Below are 22,003 nucleotides of genomic sequence, written 5' to 3'. Positions count from 1 at the left end.
GTTTACCTTGGATGGAAGCCCTTAACCTATGCACCGTGGGTAATCTGGATGCCGTGCTTGTGACTACTTCCTAGCAGACACCATTTTCAGATCTATCTGCTTAATCCAACAAGAAAGAACACTATCACTACAAATAAATGTCTATCCTTATCTGTAGTGACTTTGCTATCCTTGGTTTTAGATATCAACTTTTTTGCCCCCAAAACATATGCATTCGCAAAGTCAATATGCCCTGATTCAGATACTATTGAATGCTTTGAATTCTTAGGTCAACCAGAAAGTCATATGAGGGAAATAAAGAATAGAGATTTGGAGGTTATAGGTGAACTTTCACCTTTATCAACATGCGTATCTGATATGGATAGCATAGTAAACTGTGAGACAGGAATTTCAATCAATCCGATGCTTGCAATCGGATTCTGGACACCCTAATCAGCCTGAGTTCGGGATAAGCTAAAACTCTTATTCTTACCTGAGCTAAAACCTCTATTCTTCCGTGAAAAATTTAAAGAATAGCTTTACCCCGAACCTGGTTGACTGACAAAACTATGCAACATACTGATAGGTCTGTACTTTGAACTCTAACCGATACTTGCGGTTGTTATGTTGTTTTCGCGAAGCTATTGCTGGTTCAGGATCATAATTTCTAGTGAATCGAATTTGGCGAATGAGCGTCCAGCCATTTTTTAAAGCCGTCTTGATCCACTCCCACCCAATGCGAAAATAGCTGTTTCCCCGAAACCAGTGGGTGTCAGAGGGAAATGCTTCCCCATGATCTACCCTCTCATGAGACCGTCTATGAGTATTTCCAAAAGTGGCACCGTCAAGGTATCTGGCAGAACATTCACACGGCTTTAAGGCATCAGCGCTGAGAAGGCATGGGTCGAGAAGTGGACTCCAGTGTGGCGATTGCAGACTCCCCATCGGTGAAAACGGCAGAAAAAAAGTTTCGATGGCGGGAAGCTTAGTCAAAAACCGTAAACGCCACCTCGTCGTCGATTCCCAAGAGCTATTGATTGGAGAAAGCGAATACCTCAGAACGATTGGGAGCCGTGTTGGTGTTAGATGAGCATCGAGATCGTTTTTCTCATCTAGAGGTGGTGTTGGTAGACGAAGGATACTCGGGGGAAAACTTTGAGCGAGTGGTACGGCAAGTGTATGGTGAGCAAGTGCGCGTAAAAGTGATAAAAGAGGGATGCCATAGAGGCTGGAACCTCCATTCACACTTATCTCCCACAGTCTTCTCGATGCCAATCACGATCTTTTTGCTATTTCTGCCGTGAAATAAGTGTGAATGGTTTGATAAGCTTGGCAGATTTGAGAAACTGTTTCTTGTGCCCCTTCCATCGCCCCTTCTCGTCCAAGGGCTTCTGCCTCAGCACAAAGCTCAGAGAGCTGTTTGGCCCCTAGATTGGCACTGGCAGACTTTAGCGCATGGGCTGCATCGCGTAAAGCTTCAGGATTAGCGTTGTCTACTGCCTGCTGTATGGCATCGACTTGCTCGGGTGCCTCTTCAAGATAAGTACTGAGTAAATCTGCAATTAATAAGGGGGCATTCTCCCCTGCCAGCTGACGCAAACCATCCAGAACTGTGGGGTCAAGAATTGCGGGTTCATTCGCAAGATTAGACATCTTAGACTGTTCCATTGGTATAACAGGTGGTGCAGTGTCTTGGAAGTTGGAGGGAAAAGGTGCAAATTCAACAGGTGGGGAGTTGAGATGTTCTGCATTTTGCGAGTGGTCCGCAGCTCCATCCGTGTCAGTAGAAGAGATGGCAGGAACGTTAGATGCAGTAGCTGACACTGCCATCATGGAAGATTGAGGCGGTAGTCTGTCAATATCAGGGGTACCCGCTGGGGCAGGCTCCTGGCTAGTCTTAGCTATGGGTTTAGGTTGAATTGGCTGACAGCGACTCAGTGCATCCTTGAGTTCAGGTATGCGAACAGGCTTGGAAATGTAACCGTCCATACCTGCATCCAGACAGATTTCCCGATCCCCTTGCATGGCGTTAGCGGTCATAGCAATGATGTAGGGGCGTTCATCTGGGGACCACCGTTGACATATTTCTGTAGTGGCCGTGAGTCCATCCATCTCTGGCATTTGCACATCCATCAGTACCAGATCATAGGATTGGCGTTCTAGCGCTTCTATGACTTCTAGCCCGTTGTTGGCCACATCAGCCTGATAGCCCAGTTGTTTCAAGCTTAATAGAGCCACCTTTTGGTTTACCACTATGTCCTCTGCCAAGAGAATTCGTAGTGGGTGGTGTTCAGCAAGTTGAGTTGACAATTGCTCTACTGGGATTGTGTACTCAACTTTGGACAACGGATTATCCAACACCTGGCAAAGAACAGTATGGAGTTGAGTTTGTTGCACAGGCTTGTTCAAAATGGCCGAAAAATGATCCCCTCCTGCTTGTGAGCGAATATTATCTTGTCCTAATGAACTCAAGATGATCAGTGGGAGTGATTGCCCCGTGGGCTGTTCGCGTATTCTTTGGGCTAGAGTGACCCCATCCATTTCAGGCATTTGCATATCCAGAATCGCTAGATCAAATTTCACCCCCCGCTGTAACCATTCCAGAGCCTTAACACCTGATTTGACGGCACAGGTCAACATTCCCCAATATTGAGCTTGTAAGGAGAGGATTTCCCGATTGGTCGCATTATCATCCACAATTAATAACTGCTTGCCCGCGAGCTGAACATCCGAAACAACCTTAGGACTGACATAATCAGGAATTTCCGAGGCTAAAATCGTAAATGAAAAAGTAGATCCTTTACTCACCTCACTATTGACCCATATTCTGCCACCCATCAGCTCACTCAATTGTTTACTGATGGCTAATCCTAAGCCCGTCCCTCCAAATTTTCGAGTGGTCGAAGCATCTACTTGAGAAAAAGACTTGAATAAGCGTTCGAGTTTATCAGGCGGAATTCCTATCCCTGTGTCTTTGACATCAAACTGAATTTCATACTGGGTTGCACCCGGAATAGTGTGCAACCCAGGTTCTATATCGGCTTGCGGTAGCGTCTTTTCAATGGGTTTCGCACAAACATAGATGACCACCTCTCCCTCACCTGTGAATTTAATCGCATTACTGAGCAAGTTCACTAAAATTTGTCGTAGTCGTGTGATATCCCCCAGGATGGCAGTTGGAATCGGTGGATTGATCAAATAAGCGAGTTCCAGATTTTTCTCCGCGGCTTGGGATGCCAAAATTAATAATGCTTCTTCAATGCAAGTTCTGATTTCGAAGGGTTGCATTTCGAGATCGAGTTTTCCTGCTTCAATTTTAGAAAAGTCAAGAATATCGTTAATGAGGTACAACAGAGCATCTCCACTGCTGCGTATGGTATCTACAAAGTCTTGTTGCTGAGCACTAAGTGGAGTATGGGTGAGTAATGCTGTCATACCAATGACAGCATTCATGGGGGTCCGCAACTCATGACTCATATTGGCGAGGAATTCACTTTTGGCTTGACTAGCTGTATCAGCAGCTTCTTTGGCCGCTTGCAATTCATCGTTGATGGCCTGAAGGCTAACTTCTGCTCGTTCTCGCTCATAAATTTCTTGTTGCAAGGCTTGATTGACTGTTTCCAGTTGATCCGGTGTTTTCAACGACAAAAATTTGGGGAGTAACGTTGCCATTTCTGTTGCGGTATAGCAAGAAACAAGGGCTGTAAGCGCTTGTTCAACACCAGATAACCAATAAGCAGGATGCCATAACGTCCAAATTTCTAAGAGATGCCCTGTTCCACACAGAACGATAAAGGCTCCAAACAGCAGAAATATATTTTGGAAGGGGACATCGCTCCGTTTTGAAACGAAATAAAGCAACATGATTGGGATCGAAAAGTAGGCGATCGCAATCAATAAATCACTGACCAAATGGAGCCCTACTAAGGGAGTTTGCCATAGGTAGCAATGACCATGTGGCATATATTGCTCAGGTGAGAAAAGATGAATTAAGGCTTTCCACAAGCTACGCATAGATCCCAACAAGTAAACAGATAGGCAAAATATTCATAGATTCCGTAGACTTCTCCGTACGGTATAAGAGCGTCATTTTGATTGAGGCTCATCCTAAGTTCAAGCTTGCCCATGAAAGGCGTTAAATTTCCTTTTAGTTGGTCCTTGAGTGCAACACCACTCCTGTCAATCTTGAATCTAATATCAGTTGAGAGATCCAGTAAGACTGACATACTTATTAGGAATAGTCAAAGCCAAACATCATTCTTACAATTCATTTCAGACTGATCTATCACTCTTTCATTACCTTAGGCAAATAAAACCTTTAATGGTAGTTTCTCTTGAATAACTTATCAGATTTATAGGTTATAAACTATGGAAAATGGCTACATTAATTTTCCCTTGCCAACATTAATCAAAGAGCAACATTATTAAAAATAATACAACTAAGCATTAATAAATCAGTGAAATTGTTATTGGCCAATGACTTTTCATCAACTCAACTCTCACTAACCATCCAAATATTTGAACTCAGTGACAATATACAAATTCAATAATAAATATTTATGCTTGCAGGACTTTCCAAGCATGCTCTCCAATTGAGATCAAGTCTTAATGCTCAGTTCAGCTTGAGAAGAAACATAAAATCACTGGAAGACTGGTAAATTTATATTCACTAGATAATTTCATTTCCCAAAAATATTCATTCGGTTTTTAATAACAGAAAGACTGATACCAATAGATCTCTGCAAGGCAATTTTATCAGAGAAGATTGTTCTAAAGACTCAGGCATTAGAGATAGAAGTATGGCTAGACATAGCTTTAGGTATATGGTCTTAGTTTCGTTAATTTATTGCAATACACTCACATTATGCTGAGAATGTTTTCTCACTATCAAAATTGGGAACTCTAAATGTACGACACCTACTTTCGGATTATGGGTCGTTTTTGTTGTAGTGTCTTCATCTCCACTTAACTTAACCTAAGCAGAACTGAACTAGGAGTTCAACAGATGAGCCATAAAGTTATCCAACCCACAAAATTATTAGACGGGATCAGTGCGAACCAATTACGCAATGAAATTAGCGATGTGACAGCAGAAGGTGTGAAAACGATTCTCATAGATTTGCAAGATGTCACCTTTATGAATAGTTCAGCGATTGGTGCGTTAGTGGCTACCCTGAAAGCGGTGCGTGCAAAAGGCGGCAACCTATCGTTATGCTCACTGAATGATCAGGTTCGTATTGTCTTTGAACTCACCAAAATGGACCAAATTTTCGATATCTACGCCGATCGCCAAGAATTTGATCAAAAGATTGGTATTTCTGCTAGTTAGCATTTTTTCAAGCAGAATCAGCCTCCAGCAGAACCGGAGGCTGATTTTGGATAGCTCCTGTCAGAGGCCGATGGATTAGCCCCACAATGGATTAGCCCCAAAGTCGGGGCTTACTCCAATTGCGTAGTAGTGGGAGGTTGCCAAATAGCTGCTTTGATGAGTACCCAAGTGAGGGAAACATTGTAGATTGCCCAAGCAGAATTGAGGAGATGCAGGCCAGGGTTATCTAGACTGCCTGTAGCATATCGAAATAGACTCCAAGAGATTCCCAAAAAGGTCAGGATAACCACCGTGAGTTGAGGAATAACAAGACCGATATATACGCCGGATTGCCGCTGTTTGGGAGTCACTTGGAACTGAGCAGGACGGCCAGTGAAAACGCTCCAAACGGCTTTAATGAATAGCGGAAAAAGTGCGATCGCAAATTGTTCTGCTCGCCATAACTCTGACTGCTTAATACCCCAAGCTGCCGCGATAAAGGTAATGCGGTTGAGAACAAAAGCAGGGACAAAGTGAATGGCAAATGCCAATCCATAGGTTTGAACGGGAATCACCCCGGTAAAAAAGTAGATCAGCGGACAAGCAATAAAAATTAGGGTAAAAAATCCAGAAAAGTAGCTATACATAGTCTGGAAATATTGTAACTGCTGCCAAATGGTCAGGCCTTTTTTGGTCAGCGGATTTTCTTGGAGGAGGACCTGAACAGTACCCTGAGCCCATCTCAATCGTTGTTTCAGAGTAGAGCTGAGGTCGTCTGGGGCTAGGCCAACCGCCAAGACCTCATGATGATAAACCGACTTCCATCCGGCTGCATGAAGGCGCATGGCCGTATTCATATCTTCCGTAATACTGGCACTGGAAACGCCGCCCACCAACTCAAACTCTTCTAAGCGTTTTTGGTTCTCTAAATATTCATCCGCAAAATTTTGTAGGCCAGTGGTAACCAACGCTTCCCGACGTAAAATTGCATTGGTGCCTGTATAGAAGGCTGAACTCATGCCATCCTTCCCTTGTTGAATGGGGCCATAAAACAATCGAGCTTGATGGCCAAAGGGATCGCCAGGCGGCAGATTGTAAAAGTCTTGAGGGGTTTGGACAAAGGCGATATCGTTGTCTTTATAGGCCCCATATTGCATGCTGTAGTCAAAGAAATAGGGCAGGACTCGCTGAAGAAAATGGGGTTTGGGAATATGATCAGCATCTAAGGTCAAGATCAGATCACCAGTGGTTTCTCCGGAAAACAACGCATAGTTGATGTTACCTGCCTTGGCATGATGAGGCTTCCCTTTGGGCTTAGGACGAGCAATATAGCGGCTGCGCGCCAAGCCAATTAAGTCCTGCTCTTTTTGGTCAATCGCTTCCTGTATACGCTTGACGCCTGCCTGAAGGTACTCAGTCGCAGACCCATATTGTTGATTCAACAGACAGGTCGTTTGCTGCAAGCTATGGAGATAACCTGTGAACTGATGAGTTTGATCTTGGCCTAAATTGCCCTCCGGCTTGTAGAACTTGATCGCAATAAGACACTGACGTTGATCGAAGGTGGGATTGTAGCTAATAAAGTCAGTGCATTCGCTCATGATGCCAAAGCCCCGCTCCCCTTCCGCCATCAGGTCAACCTCGTTCAGAGATTTGAAAATTTTGTCGGGGTCATCTAGTCCAGGACCCCGATCCCAAATTTGCAGAATTATGGCATTGCTTGAAATATTTAACTCCAAGTCAATCGGTGTGTTAGCAGGAAGGTCTTTGTGGGCATATTTCAAAACATTATCGAAGCCTTCGCCCAAAACGGTTTGCAGTTCTAACCAAGTTCTGATCGAAATTTGAGGTTGCTTGAGCTGGTCAAACCAATCCAGAGCCACTTGGACATTTTCCCGTTTGGTTTCGACCGTGAGAGTATGAGACTTTAACGCCTCTTCGCCCGCAGCAATTTCTGACACCAGACTTTGGAGATGTTGCAGCTTGGTTTTGAGCTGCAGACGTTGCGCATTAATGCCATCTGCCGCCGCGCGAAGCTGTGGCGTTTGCAGATCCGCAATACATAATTGTTCCGACATTTGCCGCATTGGTGGGGAATTCCCGTCATCCAGCACATAAACTTTCAGCTTCGTTGCAGGATAGTCTAGGTTTAAGGCAGCTTCAGCTGTTTCGCGAACCATCTCTACGGGCTCGTTATAACAGGTGATAAACACATCAATACTGGGCCACTCAGACTCTGGCAAGGTAGGGCGCATATGCCTAAGGGGTTTGACCTCTCGCACAATCGGCCGCCAGAGACCGATAAAAAACATCACCCCGCCGATATAGCTATAAATTTCTGCCAGTAGGAGAGGAATGGCCAACCATAGAGCATTGAAGTTGACAGAGTTAAAAATCCGCCACTGCAGATACCAGCCCCCAAAAATGAGGTTGACGATCACTAAGAACCGAAAAAGCAGTGTTCTATCCTTTAATCTGATACGGATATTGCCAGAGAAGGCTGGCACATTTTCAATAATCGAGACGGCATTAGTCATGGCACTGTGCATCCTTATGGCTTAACTAGCGAGCGACGAGAACGGGCCTGATAGAGAAGACTTTCGAGAATCACCGCATTGGTGTTGATATTAAGGAGAGTATTGACACCCAAACGCTGATTTTCATACCGTCCGGCTAAATACCCTTTATTCTTGTCTGCCAAAAACTGCACCGCTCGGCGTAAGGTGCCAGCATAATGGTGCTCTGGGAACAGAGCAGCCCAACCAAAGGCAGCTTTAGTACTCAGCTGTCTGAATTGAGGATAAGCATTACCCTCATTGCTGATAGCATTCCAAGCTTTTCCATCGCTATAGACGCTGTAATAGATAAAGTATGGCGATCGATCGATGGCATCTTCATTCACGGCAGTTAAGATATTGGTTCGTTGATATCGTCGTTGTTGCGCGGTTACTATTTTCTGGGCTTGTATACGGGTAAACCAGTTCCATCCCAGCTCTAAGCCCCATAGAATATAGGGATCACTGGTAAGAGCGTTGATGCCATTGGAATTGGCTAAATTCCGTCGATCAATATGGAGAAGAACGTCTTCTACTTCGACGATTTTGGTTTTTGGGCTATGACGAGCATTGAAGGCATCAATTCCCCACGCCAATAAGCAGTGGGCCGCGTATTGTTCATATCCAAACCTTCCTTCCTGAACTAATTGTAAGGTTCCCTCTTGAGAGGGGATACTTCCTTGTAGCCAGCCTTGATGTTCCAATTGGGACAGTCGCCATTGGCCAACAATGGCATTGATAGGCTGTGAGAATCGAGGGTAGTGAGTCCGAAGGACATGTAGAGATAAGAGAAATCTGGCCATATCGAGAACAGACCAGCCACTTCCTCCCTTGGTGTCTGGACGGTTACTACCTGTCCGCATTTGCGCTGAGTTTGTACTGTAAAACTTATTGGGGAGTCCTGTAGGGGGCAGTGGAAGCGTCTCTAGCGTTTTCAGAAATCGGGTAATTTTCTGGTCAAATTCTGCCGAAGAAATTATTCCTAATTGGTATGCAGCATGGATGCCCAAAATAGCGCTACCTTGATCCCACCAAGTGGTCCACGGGTATTGCTCTACAGAATTGACAAACCCTGTAGGCGATTGCCAATTTCGTTGAATATACTGCCATGCCCATATCGCTGCTTGTCGATCGGCCTCTGACAATGGGGTATTAGTCAAAGGTCGCTTAGCTGTGATTCCCTCAGTGAAACGGAAGGGACGGATATGTTGTATCTGCACAGAATATGGATGGCCAATAAATGTCATAGCTTAAGAAACATCACTCGTGTTGAGTTCAGTTATTTTTCCGAGAAAACTGGTTATCAGGAACATCCCAATATGTTCCGGTTGAATCATTGATGAGCTCTAATTTAGGCTTGGGGGTCGGTGGTAAGCCCGTGCCAATTTCTTCGTTAGCCACAGCTTGCCACCAGGGCGAATTGCGTGAAGTATCGGCGACGAGTAACGGTTGACGATCTCGCAGTCGATACAAAATAGACTGCAGGACAATACTGTTGGTAGAGCCACTAAAACCAGGGTTAGACCGGCCGGTTTGCTCATTAACCCCTTCATAGAAGCCCAATACGGGGTTATAGAGGTCCAAGGCCGATTGATAGAGCTCTTGGGCATAGGCATTATCAGGGAAAATCGCATGGTAGGCAAAGGCTGCTGCACTGCTAATGATGCGTTGCTCAGATTTTAGAGATTGATCGGCAGTGGATGCAGCCCAAGGCCTTTTGTCTTTATTAATTAGGCTGCTATGAATCACGTAGGGAGCTTTGGTAGTGAGCGTGGTGCCTGCTGCCGTCAACACGCCTTCACGGTTATAACGCTCCGCCTGAGCTTGCAACATTGGTAAAACCAACTGCCGCATTTGTGGATCAAGTCCTAACTCTAAGCCATAGACCATAAACGGATTGCTCACCGTCTGTTGATCGATATCGAGCTTCTTCTGTGGCCGGTCTCGTTCAATCGGAATTTGGAACCCTTCCAACTCTGCGGTTTTATAGTTGCCACCTACAGCTGCTTCAGTCACATCAAAGCCCCAAAGTTGAAACCCTCGGGCGGCGTATTCTTCGTAGCCCAATCGGGAATCAGGTTTAACGCGAATTAAGTGGCGGCCATTGCTATCGGTTTCGACAAAGGCACTGTGGATTCGACTATCCCGAACGACCCGCAGGAATGACCAATCCAAGACAATCTCATCAATGATGTCGGCATATTCTTTGTGGCAGCCCTTGAGATTATGGAGGGCTAGCAGAAACCGTCCCACATCTAAACCCGACCAGCCGATGCCTTCAGGAGCCGGGTTCATGCCATAATCAACGGCTTCCAGGGTGCGAATATCGTAGTTGCGATGGGGCAATTCGCCGCCATGTAACGGTAGTTGCTTAATTGCACCTAAAAATAATCGAACCCGTTGATCAAATTCTTTGATGCTAATCACATCCAGGGATTCAGCCGCTTGGAGGGCTGCTAAATAGTCCCCCATTCCCCACAGAGTGGCGGCTTTCATGTCGCTGCGATCGCTGACCAATCCCGTGCTGGCTTCGTAGTTGGCCTCAAAATATTTCCAGGCTGCTTTGGCATACCGTTTTTCAGCCAAATGAGGACGACGTGTCAAGTTCTGGCAGACCGCGGATTCCTTCACTTTGCCGCCAGACATAATTGGGGCAACTGACACTTGAACAGATTGCTCCACGTTGTCGATCTGAGTCGGGGCCGGAGTCGGGGCTGGGGCCGGAGTCGGGGCTGGAACCGGAGCAGGTGTTGGTAAAGTAGCCGTTGTTTGTCTGGGTGGGGCATCAGGCTTAGCACCAGAGCCTTCGATAACATAACAGCACACTATTAAATCTGCATCATTGGTCTTAGAGAGAGATAAACTCTTGTGATTGGGAGTAGGAGCTGGAGCTGGAGCAGGGGCTGGAGCTGGAGCTGGGGCTGGAGCTGGAGCTGGAGCAGAAGCTACATTATCCGGGGCTGGGTAACCTTCAGCAACGATGGTGCTTTGGGGTGTTCCTGTGGAAGCATTAACCCCATTTCCCCCAATCAGGGGGCGATATCCTCTAGCTTTGTAATAGAGGATTTCCATAATCAACCCGTTTGTATTACCGGTTAAAGCTCGATTGGGCTCATTGTTTTCCTCATACATGCCAGCAAAAAAACCGCCGCCATCTGGGCTCATCAAACCTTTCGCGACCTCGAATAATTGCTCGGCATAGGGTTCATCGGGGAAGATATATCGCCACCCAAAGGCCGCTTTAGTGCTAATACTGCGTTTCTCTGGATGGAGTTCATTCTTCTCGGTGATGGTAGCCCAAGCGACACCATTGGAGAAAACGGTGTTGTAAAGGAAGTAAGGTGGGCCATCAATGTTGTCTTCGGTAACTGCTGTTAATTGGCCAGTAGCCTGATAGCGGCGTTTTTGAACTTCGAGCACACGGGCCGCATAATCGCGCATTTGATCGCCCAAAAAGCCAAATTCAATGCCATCCAAGATATAAGACTCACTCACCACATAATTGTTGGCATTCGTTTCTTGGAAGGCCCGGGTATCAACGGGAATTTGCACCCCGTATATCTCGACTAACTGAAATGGCTCAAAGGATAGCGCCTTGGGGACGGAATACCCCCACAACTCATAGCCTCTGGCAGCATATTCTTCGTACCCTAGTCGGCCTTCCTGGACGGGCAAAGTTTGACCATCCTCAAGGACGGTAGCTCCAAATAGATTACCGTCCTGAATGGAGCGCTCAATCGCCCATCGATCAACAATGGACTTTAGCCAATCTGCATATTGGGGATGACAGGTGCGCAGGACATGAAACGCTGCCAAAATCCGGCCAATATCTAAGGCAGACCAACCAATCCCTCGGTCAATGGGATTATTGCCATAGTCCACCATCGCACCATCGGCAGCGTTGTAAACCTTATTGGGCAGGCTGTCTTCAAACAGCGTTAATCCAGATAGAGAAGACAGGAATTTATTCAGTTTGAGGTCAAACTCATCCTGTGTGATCAGGTTCATCCATCGGGCTGCATTCAAGGCCATGAGGTAGTTCCCCATATCCCATAGGGTGCCGGAAGGGTAACCACCTGTGGAGTTGGTAAATCCGGTGGCTTCTTGATAGTTATTGACGAAGTACTGCCAAGCCGTGCGCGCATAAGTCTCTTCTTCGGGGGTTAACGGATTGGTAATTCCGCCACAGGAATTATCGCTGGGCGGAGGGGGAGGGGCAGATATGGGCGCAGGAGTCGGAGCGGGAGCTACGGCAGGCGTCGGGGGAGGCGCTGGCGCGGGAGCTGCAGCGGGAGCGGGAGCGGGGGCAGGAGCGGGAGCTTGTGCTGTTTCAGGTGCAGGAAAGCCTTCCAGGACAACGGTGGTTTCAGGGGTTCCGGTGGAAGCACTCACCCCATTCCCCCCAATCAAGGGGCGATTGCCTCTGGCTTTGTAATAGAGGATTTCCATAATCAACCCATTTGTATTGCCGGTTAGAGCTCGATTGGGCTCATTGGTTTCCTCGTACATGCCGGCAAAAAAACCACCACCATCCGGGCTCATTAAGCCTTTCGCGACCTCGAATAATTGCTCTGCATAGGGGTCCTCTGGGAAGATATAGCGCCACCCAAAGGCAGCTTTGGTACTAATACTGCGTTTGTCGGGATGAAGCTCGTTCTTCTCCGTAATCGTGGCCCAAGCTTCACCATTAGAAAAAACAGTGTTGTAGAGGAAGTAGGGGGGACCATCAATGTTATCTTCGGTCACCGCCGTTAATTGCCCCGTGGCTTGATAGCGCCGCTTCTGTACTTCGAATACCCGAGCGGCATAGTCTCGCATTTGGTCACCCAGGAAGCCAAATTCAATGCCATCTAAGATATAAGACTCACTGACGACGTAGTTATTGGCATTGGTGTCTTGATAGTTGCGAGTATCTACAGGAATTTGTACCCCATAGATCTCAACCATCTTGAAGGGTTCAAAAGATAATGCCTTCGGCACCTGAAAGTTCCACAGTTGATAGCCTCTGGATGCATACTCTTCATATCCCAGTCGGCCTTCTTGTACTGGCAAGGTTTGGCCATCTTCCAAGACCGTGGCCCCAAACATATATCCATCTTGAACAGACCGATCAACGGCCCACCGATCGATGATGGATTTCAGCCAATCTGCATACTGAGGATGGCAGGTGCGCAGGACATGAAATGCCGCTAAGATCCGGCCAATATCTAAGGCCGACCAACCGATTCCTCGGTCAATGGGGTTGTTTCCATAGTCCACCATAGCCCCATCGGCGGCGTTGTATACCTTATTAGGCAGGCTGTCTTCAAATAGCGTTAATCCAGCTAAGGAGGACAAGAATTTATTTAGTTTTTGATCAAATTCTTCTTGGGGGATGAGGTTCATCCAGCGGGCCGCGTTGAGGGCCATGAGGTAGTTCCCCATATCCCACAAGGTGCCAGAGGGGTAGCCTCCGGTGGAGTTGGTAAAGCCTGTTGCTTCTTGATAGTTATTGAGAAAGTACTGCCAAGCTGTGCGGGCATAGGTTTCTTCCTCTGGCGTTAGAGGATTGGTAATTGCTCCGCACTCATTTGCTTCTTGTGCATAGACAACTTTCTCTGCGGTAAAGGGCAGCCACAAAGAAGGGGAAAAAATGCCAATTGCCAACCAGGCAACCAGTTTAACTATGGGTAGAGGACGACGTCGCTTCATCAGGTAGGATGGCCCCAATCAAAAAATGCAAAAGAACAACAAACCCAGTTGCAGTTAACGAGAAAGTGAATAGGGCTAGTTCCTACTATGCACCCGGCTCAGAAACACCCGCCCAAACGGCGAGGGGTTTACCAACTTTCTTGAATAATAAGCACTCCAAGATAATGCCATTGTTATTAGCGGTTAAGACGGCATTAGGTTCATCTAAGGTTTCATAAAAACCACTGTACCAACCTTTGTCTGAACCAACTTTTTCTTGCACAAAAGAAAACAGCTTTTTGGTGTAATTCGTGTTGTAAAGCATATGCCAACCAATCGCTGCTTTGGTACTAACAAAGCGAAGATGGTTGTAGTTCTTTCCGGTGTCACTAATGGTTGCCCAGGGTTTACCGTTTACATATAAGGTGTTGTAAACAAAATAGGGTTCTCGATCCAAATTATCTTCTGTAATAGCCGTTAATTGCTTCGTGGCCTGATAACGAGCTTCCTGGGCAGCTAACATCCGATCCGCATACGCTTTAGGAAGTGCTTTAAAGCCTGTTTCAATGCCATCGAGGAAAAATGGCTCACTCAAAACGTAGTTATTGGCCTCAGAATTCTCGCGATCGCGGACATCAAACGGAATGCTATGCCCGTAGAGTTCAACGAAAGCAGATTTATTTTCGTAGTCCAGGGCTTTATCGACATTGAGTCCCCACAGTTTTAAGCCATAGGCCGCATAGTCTTCGTAGCCTAAACGCCCTTCTTGGTTGTATTGCTCTTGCCCCTCTTTGATGCTGGTGCCAAACATTTGGCCATCTTTGGTCAAACGCGTCACATCCCAGGCGCTCCACACAGCTGTGGTTTGGGGTTCAAACTCGGGATATTTGGCTGCGATGATTTTCAGCCAGAGGGCAATTCGTCCCAGGTCAATGGCTGACCATCCAATTTCTTCCCGCTGATCGAGGGAGCCATAATTTACTGGCATCAACGTTTGGGAGTTATACACCTTGTTGGGCAACTCACCTTTATACAATTCCAGTTTGGCTAAGGTGGTGAGCATTTTGCCCATAGTCTCTTTAAATTCTTGCTCAGAGATCAAGTCCAACTCTTTCGCACCTACTAAAGCAGCCATCGCCGCACTCTGATCCCACAGGGTTACAGACTGAAACTGATCCACTGAATTCACCAAGCCTGTTTCAGGATTCAGATTGGTCTCAAAATAGCTCCAGGCCTTCTTTGCAACTGCCATTTCCTCAGCAGAAAGCTTGCCGACGTGAGCGGGAATATAAGGTGTTGTTACTTTCGCAATGTCTTGTTTGCTCACCCGTGTACCGGGAAATTTAATCGATCGTGAATCGGGTGTCTCATGCTTTGCTTGGGGGCGTGACTGATTACCGTCAGATGGAGCAGGGCTAGTTGCTGTTTGAGTCGTTGGTGTTGACTCTTTCGTCGTCTTTTGGGAAAGATTGCCCGAGAGCATTTCTAAACCTGCGATCGCAGCAACGGCTGTGACCACCCCCCCCAAATAAGTCAGAAACGCCAATCGCTTAGGTGGCATTTCAAAATTAGAAGTCATGACTCCTCCTACACAAGATAATGACCCTTAGGGTCTAGGCATCAATCAAATCAATGATGAGGGCCTTCGATTAGCACAAGTCTTCTCGATGAATAAACATAAAAACTTAATCAGCAATAGTCTTCTTGATTGAAATTTATCTCGTCAAGCAAGACTTGTCTGCTCTAGAATTCCCATCTTATGAATGGGTTGAACACTCCGAAAAAATTAAAAGTCAATCTGCAGTTGTCCTGAGAAGATATGACTATTACTCGCTCCATCGCCGCTAGAAATAACATTGGTAAAAACATAACCAAAGTCAAGTTCAACATTATCGGCTAACACGACCGTACACTTTGTCTGTAACCCTCGGCCTGTGCTTTCATCCCCATTTACGACCTGGTTACCAATGGAAGCTGCAAACTGGCAGGACAATGGATCAAAGATTTTACCTCTCCAGCCAATTTCAGCGTTATAGAGCAAAAAATTGAGGGGTGAGAAATAGCCACTCTCTGCTTCGAGATCTTCAGCAAAGTTCCAGGTAAAGAGGTTTGCTGCAACTGCAAAAGGTCCTATTTTTCGCTCCAACCGGCTAAAGGATTGGATCTCTTGGTTGCCATCATTGAAAAATCCAGCTTGAAGAAGCCCAAACAATGTTGTCTTACGGTCAATTTGCCAAAAAACACTGGGCCGAATTCGCCAGTAACTAATCTCGTTCGCTAGGGTTGTGGTATTGAACTTATAAGGACCATGCTCAACTTCTCCAGAGACTAGAACCTCCCCGAATAGAGATGTTTTGGCACCCACCTTAAACGTGGGCTGAGGGGCCAATCGGTTAAATACCTCAGCACCAGCCGTCACATTAACGGAGACATCCCCCACTTCCGTCTCCCATCCCAAAATCAGCGGAATATTTTTCACAGGTTCGAGATCATTCTGGCGATAGGTGTTCATCCCTGTCGTAAATGTGGCACGATCGCCATTTCGCAGGCGAAAGGTGATAGTTTCTTCAATTTTTAGGTTTTCTTTGCCAAATTCATCAAAATCTAGCTTAAAATCTGTTGTCGCATTTTCTAGGACGATAAATGGTACCTGAGGATCATCAGCGGCACCGATGGGAGCAACGTCAATGGGTAAACGCTGTGGCGGTTCAATCTGAGGTTGCTGACTGGGAAGATCAAGCGGTAATTCAGGGGATTGGACGGGGGGAGGTGGCGATGGTGGGTCATTTCTGATCAAGGCTGGCGGAGAAGCGGGGGAAATATTTTGCGGAGATGGTGGTGTAGGTAGAGACCGAAAGTGAGGGTTGGCTTGCACTGCAGAACTGCTAGCGGGAGAGTTTCTCCGACGGGAAGGAGCTGGGTCGGTCATGGTTAACGGCTTTGGTGCCTGTTGCAAGGGCGATCTAGGCCCTGACGGTCGTGCAGCAGGGCTATCGGTTGGTGTAGGGGCTATTGCTCCACCTTGATTCACCTTGGGGCGTTGTCTAGTTGGCAAAGGGGTTGCTAAGGGGTGAAGTTGATGCGGAACTGGGCCGGATGGCCGTGCTGCTGGACTCATGATCAGCAATGGCGAATTGGGTGGTGCAGGTGAGGCAATAGGAGTGCGTTTCTGTTTACCCAGGTCAGACTCTTGAGCAGTTGGCTGGGCTTCGGAGGATAAAGCTGCCCCTCCTTGGGGGCCCTGTTCAGGCGGACTCTCGGGTGTAATAGTCGGCAAAGCAGGGCGGAGAGCAGGTGGTTGTCGTCTTTCTAAAGATTGCTGTTTGGGCCTTTCAGGCTGAGCGGGGCGATGTAAGCCCGGATTCAAATCGTAGGGACCCGCAATGAGAATAGGTTGCTCCGATTTATCAGACTGTGCCATCTCAATATTGCAGGGAGTGGATGGTGTCGATTGATTAGAAAAAATCAGATCAGTCTGACAACTTATATATAAAGTCGCTAGAGCAGAGAGCATAAGAGATTTTCTACCCAAAAATAGGTCTTAGAGGAACTTCGGCTAAAAAATAATATTTTCGGAGAGAAGGAAAGTTGTCCCAAGCTTTAGAGTACCCTACTGACAGTAAGGACTGTCGTGAGATTTTTACGTCTTTGAGACAGCAAATGACGTTTACTAAGCGGTTTGAAGCATATCTAGCTTGAGCATATTTACGAGCTGATAACATTTGCGCGTTTTGTTTTTTTATCGCTCTATTGTAAATAATTTCAACTGTAATCCATACCCTATGCTTGAACAGATTGAGGATTTAAAAATCACTATCCTCGGTGTAATGTTTCAGTGAAGATATGGGTTTACTAAGGGGTAAACATTAAAATCTTTTTATTGCTGAGCAAAAATAAATTGGCAATATTTAATTTAAACCCATATGAGCTGTATTGCGTATTTCTTCCCCACTCTCTAGCGTTGATGAAATGAGCCAGACATTGGAAAGTCGCATCCCTCTAATTTTGGTGGTCGATGATGATCGATCCACCCGAATGATTCTCCGTCTGATTCTGGAGCAAGACGGTTGTGAGGTGGTTGATGTTGAAAATGGTCAACAATGCTTAAATGCCTATCTAGCCCGTAAGCCTGATATGGTTCTGCTAGATGCAAAAATGCCGGTTATGGATGGGTTTACCTGCTGTGCAGAATTACAAAAACTGCCCTTAGGTACATCGACGCCGATTCTGATGATTGCTGGTTTAGAGGATCAAGCGTCGGTGGACAAAGCCTTTGCAGCGGGGGCTATGGATTATGTAACAAAACCCATTCATCCCCCCATTTTGCGACGTCGGTTACGCCATTTGCTTGAAGCCAGTTGGGCTGAACAGGCTGTTCGAGACAGTGAAGCTCGATATCGGTCAGTGGTGGATCATTTAAAGGAGGTCATTTTCCAGATTAATCAGGAAGGAAATGTTACCTTTCTCAATCCTATTTGGTGTGAATTAACTGGATTTTCACAGCAGGAAGCGATTAATCATCCCTTAGGGCAATTTGTTCATCCTGAAGACCACCAGACCTTCAACAAACAAATTGAGCAGCTTTTACTGAATCACCAGTCTGAATGTCGCTTTGATGTTCGCTTCTTACACAAAGAGGGTAGCTTTGGCTGGATGGAAATCTATGCGTGTGCCATTCTAGGCCCCGATGACAGAATAGTTGGAATTTCTGGTTCTCTCGCGGATATCACGGAACGCAAATACCAGGAGCAACGCTTTAATGTTGAGCAGGCAACTACCCGGGTTTTGGCAGAAGTGGCAACTTTGAGCGAAGCCTTTCCTCGGTTGCTGCAGGCGATTAGTCAAAGCTTGGGCTGGGAATACGGAGAACTTTGGCTGATAGATGAATCTAACTACTCCTTGAGATGTGCGGAAAGCTGGTTGGCATTGAGAAACAAGACGAGTACTGTCTCAGTGGAGTCCAGTTCAGTCCATTTTGCCTTAGCGGCTAGTATCATTGACCGTATTTGGCACTATAACCGTCCGCTGTGGTTAAGCGATTATGAGATGCAGGATGCCCAGGTCCGTTCTTTTCAGCAGGCAGGCATGGCAACGACCTTAAGTTTCCCGATTTTAGAAGGTTATAACCGTTTAGGGGTGATGTTTTTTAGCAAATATGAACCCCAGGCAAAAGACCCTAGCCTATTAAACATTATGGGGTCAATTGGTGCTCAGCTTGGTGAATTCATAATGCGAAAAAAAGCGGAGGAGGAAGTTCAGCGCCAGCATGCCAAACTTCAATCGGAACTGAATCAGGCAGCGGCCTATGTCCAATCCCTCATTCCGCCGCCGCTGTCTGGCCTTATTTCCATTCAACATCAGTTTATTCCGTCTAATCAGTTGGGTGGAGATGCCTTTGATTATTATTGGCTGGACACCGATCATCTCGCAATTTATTTACTAGATGTGGCAGGGCACGGGATCCGTTCTACGTTACTGTCTGTTTCTGTGCTGAATGTAGTGCGATCGCAATCTTTACTGGATACAGATTTCTATCAGCCCAGCTCTGTCTTAGATGGGCTCAACGAAGTCTTTCAAATGAATGAACAAGGAGATGACTACTTCACCATTTGGTACGGGGTCTATAACTGCAAGACTCAGAAGTTGAAGTATGCAAGTGGCGGGCATCCTGCTGTGCTGTTGGCCTTTGAACAACATCCGGTTAAGCCGTTAGAAGTAAAAAGTATCCCTATCGGTATGATGACGGGGTTCCCTTATGATCAGTATGAATGTGATATCCAAGCAGGAAGTTCACTCTACCTATTTAGTGATGGGGTCTATGAAATTATGCAACCCAATGGTGAAGTCTGGACCTTTGACGAATTTATAAGCATTGTCTCTGAATACCAACATCAGCAGCTTGACTCTCTCGATCCACTATTCCAGCAGATTCAGCATATTGCTGGCCATAAAAGCTTTGATGATGACTATTCACTTATGAAAATTTCCTTTGATGCAGCTTAACCACAGCAGAATTCACGAAATTGTTAAATGGGCAATATTAGAGCTGAGGATATACACTTTATTCTGCATCCGCATGAATCACCCAATTATAGCGGTTCCCGAACAGATAAAATGCAATAAACACCCCTAAAACCCTTTTTATATCTACATTGCAGTTATCATGCTGTACCTCACTTGAGAAAGAACCGCTATAACAGCTGTCATCTCCAGAGTGTTAGTCCTGCGATGGATGCTTTGGAGGGCGGTTTACTCATCAGGGATATTCCATAACCGCAGATAACGGCTAAGGGAGCGGAAATAGCTGAGCGCCAGATTCCTGGAAATTCGATCCACTTGTAATGACCACTAATTGCTAGCAGGGCAACAGCCGCTAGCACGCCAAAAAATGCGCCTGTCCCATTAATCCGAGGAACAAGCACTCCCATCAAGAATAATCCCAGTAATGGGCCGAGGAAGAGTGCCATATATTCAACTAAAAACTCTAGTAATGACTCCTCAGTGGACGCCACGTAGAATGCTGAAAATATGCCAACAATGCCGCAGATAACAATCCATACTTGCGCAGCTTTTAGATAATAATGATCACTGCGGTTCGTCTTTGCATAGCGTTGTTGAAAGTCCACCACGATACAGGTGGCCAACGAGTGGAGAGCTGAGTCAATCGACGACATGGCAGCCGCAAAAATGGCAGATACTAGCAGCCCCGCTGCCACAGGTGGAACCTGATTGGCAATAAAGTGGGGCAAGATCTGGTCACCCGCGATTCCTTCAGGCAGGGCAGCCGTATTGAGCGAATAAAATCCAAACAAGAGTACGCCTAGCAGTAGCGTAACGGCAACCCCGATAAAACCTGTAAACCAACCTAATAGAATTGCCTTTCTTCCTGAGGGAAGGTCAGCACAAGAGACATATCGTTGGACCGATTGTTGATTCGTCCCGGCGACGGCAAAGGCCAGAATTCCATAGGCGAATAGAGCCGTGGGCAACGACCGAATAGACTCAGGATTCCAAGAGGCATCAATGACCTGAAGTTTGCCCCCTTCTCCGGCAGCGGCCCACAGAGCGTTGAGCCCACCCGGAACACTCACCGACGCAGCCCATAAGCCTGCGATGAGGCCCACAAAGATCATGATGAACTGAAGTAAATCGGTCCATACAACTGCTGTGATACCGCCCATAACGGTGTAGAGGATAGAGACAAAACCGACCAGCAAAATTGCACGAGAAGTCGGCAACCCTGTCACAGCCGCAACAACAATAGAGGCCCCATGCAATAGCGCTCCCAGACGGGCCACCAGAGATAAGATGAAACAGAGCGACCCCAAAGAACGGGTTTTGGCATCGAAGCGGCGCTCCAGATATTCATAGGCCGTCGTCAAATTGAGCCGGATAAAAAAGGGCAAAAATAAGAGAATGACTAACCCAAAGCCCAGTAGATCACCCAGCTGAAGCTGAAGCCACAGAAAACCATGTTCATATCCTTCACCCGGTCCTCCCAATAGTGAAGCTGCCGAAAATGAAGTGGCAATAATTGAAATGCCAATGGCCCACCAGGGTAATTGCCGAGATCCACGAAAATATTCGTCAGTATTATTTTGTTTTTGGCTGGCAGAGAGTCCGATCCAGAGAACGATTATGGCGTAAACCGCGACGATAACCCAATCGATGGGACTCATAGACTTTCTACTCTGTAACAATTTTCATAGCCTATCATCCCTAGTTGTGCTAGAAGATCATCTTGTTAAGTTGAGTATTGTTATTTTTCGTTGCTAACGCGAAATCATAATTTAAAGTCCAGTGGATGACCCTAAGGTTAGCTGGGCCAGCAGTCGTTGTGAGTGAATGGCATGAGTCAAGGACGCCCAGGCAGAGGAGATCGAATGAGCCCTGTAAGACGCATTGGGTTGCGCACCTCTCGCTTGAGAAAATTGCCACAGCCAGCATTGGCTGTAGGCTTAGCCCTGCTGGGGGCGATAGTGCTGGTTGGTGGACTCATCACTCACTCTATTCTTCTTATACTGGTCGGTATCGGGATGACTGGGTGTGGATGGCTGAGATGGATGTTTCTTCAGCCTCCTAAAATGCCTCGAATGGCTAGACCTGGTTTGGGTGAACCTGGCAACAGCATAAGGATGGCCAAAAAGCTGGATGATAGGGGCTAACTTTGAAAGTCTGTCTACATCCCCATAAACAGATAGAAGACTTGAATAATTTTGTCTACACATTGCTGCTTATCCCTCTTGTATTGTGGAAGGATAAATTCTTGATTGTTTCTCGTATTTTTGTGCCGAGAATAATTTTAAAAATAACGGAAAATCGTTATTTCAGATTTTATCTTGCCAGAGCAATAGAAGAGAGATACATCCAGAAAATAGACTTATAGGCTTTTTATATCAAATCCGTTTAATCACCCATAATTAACTTACTGCCTCCTGCCACCAATAGAAGTTCGTCAACCCATGAATCAGCTCCCGACGCTCTAGCAATA

The 22,003-nt window shown here is 46.3% G+C and carries 9 protein-coding genes and 1 pseudogene; 3 read left to right on the top strand and 7 right to left on the bottom strand.

Annotation, left to right across the window (positions count from 1 at the left end):
- Positions 1–722: 722 nt before the first annotated feature.
- A pseudogene (locus tag Q0986_RS22920) lies at positions 723–1,190 on the top strand (transposase); the annotation flags it as partial.
- A gap of 64 nt (positions 1,191–1,254) precedes the next feature.
- Here Q0986_RS22920 and Q0986_RS08030 read toward each other — a convergent pair.
- A complete protein-coding gene (locus Q0986_RS08030) occupies positions 1,255–3,993 on the bottom strand; it encodes a response regulator (protein WP_299407579.1) in 2,739 nt (912 codons plus the stop codon).
- A 991-nt stretch (positions 3,994–4,984) separates the two neighbouring features.
- Between Q0986_RS08030 and Q0986_RS08025 the strand changes: the two genes are divergently transcribed.
- On the top strand, positions 4,985–5,308 hold the full coding sequence (locus Q0986_RS08025) for an STAS domain-containing protein (protein ID WP_299407576.1): 324 nt from the start codon (positions 4,985–4,987) through the stop codon (positions 5,306–5,308).
- Between the two features lie 110 nt (positions 5,309–5,418).
- Here Q0986_RS08025 and Q0986_RS08020 read toward each other — a convergent pair whose 3' ends face one another.
- The 5 genes from Q0986_RS08020 to Q0986_RS08000 all read right to left on the bottom strand — a co-directional run bounded on the left by Q0986_RS08020 (position 5,419) and on the right by Q0986_RS08000 (position 16,933).
- Positions 5,419–7,824: a glycosyltransferase family 2 protein gene (locus Q0986_RS08020; protein ID WP_299407573.1), complete on the bottom strand. Its 2,406-nt coding sequence runs from the start codon at positions 7,822–7,824 to the stop codon at positions 5,419–5,421.
- A gap of 14 nt (positions 7,825–7,838) precedes the next feature.
- Complete coding sequence (locus tag Q0986_RS08015) at positions 7,839–9,002, bottom strand: DUF3131 domain-containing protein (RefSeq protein ID WP_299407570.1); 1,164 nt, start codon at positions 9,000–9,002, stop codon at positions 7,839–7,841.
- Between the two features lie 115 nt (positions 9,003–9,117).
- Positions 9,118–13,533 carry a DUF3131 domain-containing protein gene (locus Q0986_RS08010; protein ID WP_299407568.1) on the bottom strand — a complete coding sequence of 1,472 codons (4,416 nt, stop codon included), beginning with the start codon at positions 13,531–13,533 and terminating at the stop codon, positions 9,118–9,120.
- An 85-nt stretch (positions 13,534–13,618) separates the two neighbouring features.
- Positions 13,619–15,091, bottom strand: a complete 1,473-nt coding sequence (locus Q0986_RS08005) for a DUF3131 domain-containing protein (RefSeq protein WP_299407566.1) — start codon at positions 15,089–15,091, stop codon at positions 13,619–13,621.
- Positions 15,092–15,298: 207 nt separating this feature from the next.
- Positions 15,299–16,933: a hypothetical protein gene (locus Q0986_RS08000; protein ID WP_299407564.1), complete on the bottom strand. Its 1,635-nt coding sequence runs from the start codon at positions 16,931–16,933 to the stop codon at positions 15,299–15,301.
- A gap of 548 nt (positions 16,934–17,481) precedes the next feature.
- Between Q0986_RS08000 and Q0986_RS07995 the strand changes: the two genes are divergently transcribed.
- The gene (locus tag Q0986_RS07995; protein WP_299407562.1) at positions 17,482–19,515 is read left to right on the top strand and encodes a SpoIIE family protein phosphatase; all 2,034 of its coding nucleotides are present in this window, start codon (positions 17,482–17,484) and stop codon (positions 19,513–19,515) included.
- Positions 19,516–19,715: 200 nt separating this feature from the next.
- On the opposite strand, the gene Q0986_RS07990 is transcribed toward Q0986_RS07995, so the two are convergent.
- A complete protein-coding gene (locus Q0986_RS07990) occupies positions 19,716–21,191 on the bottom strand; it encodes a sodium/solute symporter (RefSeq protein WP_299407560.1) in 1,476 nt (491 codons plus the stop codon).
- Positions 21,192–22,003 lie beyond the last annotated feature (812 nt).

Source organism: Acaryochloris sp. IP29b_bin.148, from assembly GCF_028285565.1.
Taxonomy (GTDB): domain Bacteria; phylum Cyanobacteriota; class Cyanobacteriia; order Thermosynechococcales; family Thermosynechococcaceae; genus Acaryochloris.
This window is presented reverse-complemented; position numbering and strand designations above follow the sequence as displayed.

Bases quoted from the DNA above. Each gene is read 5' to 3' on its own strand.
- Q0986_RS08030 (WP_299407579.1), bottom strand. From the start codon at position 3,993: ATGCGTAGCTTGTGGAAAGCCTTAATTCATCTTTTCTCACCTGAGCAA.
- Q0986_RS08025 (WP_299407576.1), top strand. From the start codon at position 4,985: ATGAGCCATAAAGTTATCCAACCCACAAAATTATTAGACGGGATCAGT.
- Q0986_RS08020 (WP_299407573.1), bottom strand. From the start codon at position 7,824: ATGACTAATGCCGTCTCGATTATTGAAAATGTGCCAGCCTTCTCTGGC.
- Q0986_RS08010 (WP_299407568.1), bottom strand. From the start codon at position 13,533: ATGAAGCGACGTCGTCCTCTACCCATAGTTAAACTGGTTGCCTGGTTG.
- Q0986_RS08005 (WP_299407566.1), bottom strand. From the start codon at position 15,091: ATGACTTCTAATTTTGAAATGCCACCTAAGCGATTGGCGTTTCTGACT.
- Q0986_RS08000 (WP_299407564.1), bottom strand. From the start codon at position 16,933: ATGGCACAGTCTGATAAATCGGAGCAACCTATTCTCATTGCGGGTCCC.
- Q0986_RS07995 (WP_299407562.1), top strand. From the start codon at position 17,482: ATGAGCCAGACATTGGAAAGTCGCATCCCTCTAATTTTGGTGGTCGAT.
- Q0986_RS07990 (WP_299407560.1), bottom strand. From the start codon at position 21,191: ATGAGTCCCATCGATTGGGTTATCGTCGCGGTTTACGCCATAATCGTT.